Annotated in this window: 6 protein-coding genes and 1 pseudogene; 5 read left to right on the top strand and 2 right to left on the bottom strand. The window is 61.1% G+C overall.

What is annotated here, in order from left to right:
• From QQS38_RS25755 to QQS38_RS25735, 5 genes and pseudogenes are all read left to right on the top strand, one after another.
• On the top strand, positions 1 to 709 hold a 709-nt coding region (locus QQS38_RS25755), incomplete at its 5' end, for a CHC2 zinc finger domain-containing protein (RefSeq protein ID WP_479648162.1).
• The gene (gene xerC / locus QQS38_RS25750) at positions 706 to 1659 is read left to right on the top strand and encodes a site-specific tyrosine recombinase XerC (protein WP_479648161.1); all 954 of its coding nucleotides are present in this window, start codon (positions 706 to 708) and stop codon (positions 1657 to 1659) included. The genes QQS38_RS25755 and xerC, both read left to right, overlap by 4 nt.
• Before the next feature lie 783 nt (positions 1660 to 2442).
• Positions 2443 to 2652 (top strand): hypothetical protein, encoded by a 210-nt coding sequence (locus QQS38_RS25745; RefSeq protein ID WP_442808220.1) that lies wholly within the window; start codon positions 2443 to 2445, stop codon positions 2650 to 2652.
• 149 nt (positions 2653 to 2801) lie between these two features.
• Positions 2802 to 2975, top strand: a pseudogene (locus QQS38_RS25740) (RHS repeat-associated core domain-containing protein); the annotation flags it as partial.
• A 350-nt stretch (positions 2976 to 3325) separates the two neighbouring features.
• Positions 3326 to 3718 carry a hypothetical protein gene (locus QQS38_RS25735; protein WP_479648160.1) on the top strand — a complete coding sequence of 131 codons (393 nt, stop codon included), beginning with the start codon at positions 3326 to 3328 and terminating at the stop codon, positions 3716 to 3718.
• A 56-nt stretch (positions 3719 to 3774) separates the two neighbouring features.
• Here the strand turns inward: QQS38_RS25735 and QQS38_RS25730 are convergent, their stop codons facing one another.
• Both QQS38_RS25730 and QQS38_RS25725 read right to left on the bottom strand, forming a co-directional pair.
• The gene (locus QQS38_RS25730; RefSeq protein ID WP_479648159.1) at positions 3775 to 4008 is read right to left on the bottom strand and encodes a hypothetical protein; all 234 of its coding nucleotides are present in this window, start codon (positions 4006 to 4008) and stop codon (positions 3775 to 3777) included.
• Positions 4009 to 4104: 96 nt separating this feature from the next.
• Positions 4105 to 4530, bottom strand: a complete 426-nt coding sequence (locus tag QQS38_RS25725) for a helix-turn-helix domain-containing protein (protein ID WP_479648158.1) — start codon at positions 4528 to 4530, stop codon at positions 4105 to 4107.
• Positions 4531 to 4598 lie beyond the last annotated feature (68 nt).

The raw sequence follows: 4598 nt of genomic DNA, 5'->3' as shown, positions 1-4598 counted from the left end.
CCCGTTCCACGAGGACTCGACGCCCTCGTTCGTGGTGACGCCGGCCAAGAACCTGTGGCACTGCTTCGGCTGCAACGCCGGAGGCGGACCGGTCGATTGGGTGATGAAGGCCAACGGCATCTCGTTTCGGCATGCTGTCGAATTGCTGCGCGAAGGCATCCCCTCTTTAGCCGCTAAAGTGGGGACGACGCATTCCACCGTTCGCGTGCTCGAAGCGCCGGTATCAAATGACGCGGACGACGTGGCGCTGCTTGCGCAGGTGGTCGATTACTACCATCAAAGCCTGAAAGCATCGCCCGAGGCAATGGCTTACCTTGAGCAGCGCGGCATCGCTGCGGCGGTCGAGCACTTCAAGCTGGGTTATGCCAATCGCACGCTGGGGCTACGTTTGCCGGCGAAAAACCGCCATGCGGGCGAAGCGATCCGCGCACGCTTGCAAGCGGTGGGCGTGATACGCGAGAGCGGGCACGAGCACTTGAATGGATGTGTGGTGTTTCCGTGGTTCGACGCGTCCGGCGCTGTGGCGGGCCTATACGGACGCAAGATACGCGACGATTTGCGCCCGGGCACGGCGTATCACCTGTACCTGCCAGGGCCTCATCGAGGCGTGTTCAATGCGGCGGGCCTGGTCGGCTGCAAGGAAGTGATTCTGTGCGAAGCGATCATCGACGCGTTGACGTTCTGGTGTACGTGGATTGGTCGGCCATGACGGGCGTAACGGAAGCGACGCAGTTCAACCGACGCCGAGGGTTGGAGCGGTTGGTGCAGTGGTGCGATGCGCGGGGCCTGAGCCAACCGGAAGAGCTCACGCGCGCGGTGCTCGAAGCGTATCAACGGCATCTGTACCTGTACCGCAAGAGCGATGGCCAGCCGCTGGCGATCCGCTCGCAGCGGGAAATGCTCAAGCCGCTGGTGGGGTGGTTCAAATGGCTCTCGCGCGAGCGGTACGTCGCGTACAACGTTGCGGGCGAACTGGTGTTGCCCAAGAAGCCGATGGCGTTGCCCAAAGTGGTGCTCTCCGTTGGTCAGGTGGAGCGGTTGATGGCGCAGCCGGACGCGAGCGAGATTACGGGCGCACGCGATCGGGCGATTCTGGAAGTGCTGTACAGCACGGGCATGCGGCGCATGGAGATCGTGCAACTGAGCGTGTCGGACATCGAGTTGGAGACGCGCACGGTCGCCATTCGCTGCGGCAAAGGACGACGCGATCGATTCGTGCCGCTGGGCGAGCGAGCGTGCCATTGGGTCGAGCGTTATCTGTTGGAAGAGCGCGCGAACCTGATGGTGCGCCCGGACGAATGGACGCTGTTCCTGACGGACTACGGCACGCCGTTCGAGCTCGGGAACATGAGCGGGCTGGTGAGGAAATACATGCGCCGTGCCGGGATCGGGGAAGGATCGTGCCATGCGCTGCGCCATGCGTGCGCGACGCACATGCTAGAAAACGGTGCGGACGTGCGGTTCATCCAAGTGATGCTGGGACATGCGGAGCTGACGAGCACGCAAATCTATACGCGCGTTGCGATCGGCAAGCTGAGGGAAGTTCATACGGCCACGCATCCGGCGAAGATGCCGCACGATCGCGAGGCCGCCGCTTCTCTCTTAGCCGCTATCGAGTCGGAAGCCGAGGCAGAAGCGGAGCAAGAGAGCGAGGTCTGAACGCCAGTGGTCCACCAAGGTAGTAAGGTCCAGCGGCGCTACGCACCGATATCACACGAGGGCCGGGGGTAAATTGCCCGTCCCCTTCGGGGCCGAGCAATTGAACATAACGCAAAGGCAATTAGCAACGGCCGGCAGGCCGGCGCCAGTGGTTCGCAAACGCTGCCACGGCACCGGCCTGCCGGCCGTTGCTAATACGCGTTATGTCTGGCGCCCCCGGCCCAGGTCACGCGCGCGTTGCGCGCATGAGTATCACAGGGCCGCATGCGCGGCCAATGCTTAGCAGTACGAACAAACATAGCTAGGCGCTTGCGCGCAAGGTTCGTGAGCCCCGCCCTCCCGGCTGTCTGCTGCGCGCGGGCTACGGCCACGTAGCGGCCTTCGCGCCGTGCTCACAGCCTGCCTCCCATCCGCCCCCAAGGGGCTCCCTAGCTCGCCGTTACTTGCGTAACGGAAAGCAACCCCACGAACCCCCGCTGTTCGGCATGCAGTGCAAGCCGCCGTGTCGTCTTGCACCGCATGGCCCGAGCGTGAAGAACCGATCCCCGTCAAGGCCAAGCCCTACGGGCGCGCGATGCGCGGCCTTGACGGGATTGAGGCAGGACCTGCTGCGTAGGTCGGTGGGACTCACGCTGCTGGCCTGCCGAAGGTAGCACCGTGCTCGTCGCATCAAGGGTTCGCTTCGCCGGGCTTCGCCCGCCCTTGACGCGACTGCGCGCGGCGCTGGTTGAGACGGGCCAACAGCGCGAGTTGCGCGCTGTGCGAACCATAAGGAGTAACGAGATGGAAATGAAGGTCGATATGCTGCCCGAGTTCGTTGCGTTCTGCGATCAAGAGAAGACCACGCCGGAATCGATACTGCGGGGCTTCATGAGGGATGTGCTGACCGTGTACGAAGGCAAGCAAGAGCCGAGCGATACGCCGATCGGCGTAGTTCAAGCTTACGCATGGAGCTACTTCGTGCGAGTGACCAATCCCGAGCAGTACTTCTGAGCACGAGCTAGGGCCGGCCGTCGCCGGCCCGTTGCGCGCGCTGCGCGCAACGCTGCTCTCGATCAACGCCGGGGGTTCGCAAGCGCCGAGTTCCGCCGGGTAAGGGATTGCGGCTCGCGCGCGGAGAAGTTGCGTCCAAGGAACCAGTTCAGGGGCAACAGCAGGATCCGGAGACGGGGCTGCACTACAACCGGCATCGGTACTATGATCCGCAAGTTGGTCGATATATCTCGACCGACCCAGTGAAGCTCGCGGGTGGCATCAATTCATATCGATATGCCCCCAATCCTATCGCTTGGGTGGACCCGCTAGGCTTGACCTGCTGCAAATGCTTGTATCGAGGCGTAAGCGCAAAACATCCTGCTATCGAAGAAGCAAAACAAGGCATTGTCCGCCCGGCGAATCCGAACGCGCAAATTACGCCAGAAGAACATGCTGAAGGCGGACGGACGGGTGAGAGCCAATACGTGTCTTGGACGAAGAACAAAGACCTCGCGCTTGACCATGCAAACAAGGACGGTCCGGGCGGAGTGTTGCTAAGTGTTCCTGTTGGAGCACCGGAACCGGGCGATACATGGCGTTGGGGCTGGACCCACATTAATCAGTGGGGAGAACCCGAGATGCTGCAAGAAGGAACGAGAACAGGCGTTACCGTGTCGCGGGAGGGGTGCAAATGACTACCGTCTCGTACTTGATACAGTTGCTGGATCAACGTCCCGATACTTCTTGGGCCAATGAACTGCGCAGCGTCTTGCTATCGCCTGAATTAAATGCGCGCCAGGTTGCCGTTCAGCACTGCTCGGTCCACTTTGCGCTTAGTCAGGCGCAGCGGCGACTTGACAGTTCACGACAGTTAAACAAAACGACGTTCGGTATAGAGAGCCTCATTTCTGAGCTTCGCTTGCTCGCTGAAGACCATACGTTGGACTATTACGTCGTCTCGACATCGCGGCACCTTGGGACTTGCTATGTCGACAACGGCCGACTCATCGGTTGCGAATTTGTGCTGAAAGGTGGAAGCGAAACAAAGCCAGGGCTGTGGATAGACGGAAAACAAGTGTCGTAACGACAGAGGGTCGCTTACGCGGCCCACTGTCATTTAAGCGGCCGTGTTGCGGGAGATCAGTCGAAAGCTTGCCGGATGAAGATGTGCCGCTTGATGTAGTCGACGGAAAAGTGGACGCGCTCGCCGGGCATGAAGCCGAGGTGCCCGAGCAGGGCATCGGTGACCTGCATCCACGGGATGAACGGTTTGTTCGACCCGCCTGGGAGTTCAGCGGAGCTTTGCAGTGGCAATTCGAATGCGATCGGCTCTTCGTCTGCCGCTGGACGTGTTTTATGATTGGCCCTAGCCATGAACAACTCCTGTCTTGAGTTGGTTGTGGTTAGCGGGCCGGATGGGTTGCCGCCCATGCGGCCCGCGCTCTTACTGCATTACCTTCCTTCTCTCTCCTATCGGCTTGCGCCGGCGCTGCGCCGCGCAGTCGCCTTCTTCGCGGCCGGCGCCGCTGGCCGTGCCGAATCCCACCGCCTCGATTGGTACTTGATGATCAGGCTCTCCACGACTTCCCTGATGACGGCGCGTTCGTCGTCCGACAGCTGCTGAACGGCTTCGAACTGCAAGGCGAGATCGTCGGAAGGGGCACGCTCCCCTTCCTCAAAAAGTAGCCAATCGGTCGAGATGGCAAAGGTCCGGGCGATCTTGCGCAGCGCTTCGGCCGAGGGCTCGGAAGAGCCGGCCTCGTAGCGTTTGATCTGCTGGACGTGAATGCCGGTGGCATCGGCCAAGCCCTGCTGGGTGAGGCCGCGCTCTTTGCGCAGCGCGATCAGGCGAGCGGAGAGGCTCATCGTAGCGAATTCGATATGAAGTGACGCCATGATGGTAAGCCTCCGATTTGCTGCGTCCTGACGGTTGAAACATTTTAGGTACTAAAATAGTATACGTA

It is taken from the genome of Trinickia sp. Z7, assembly GCF_056498045.1.
Note: the sequence above shows the minus strand (reverse complement) of the source record. Positions and strands in the feature narration are given on the sequence as shown.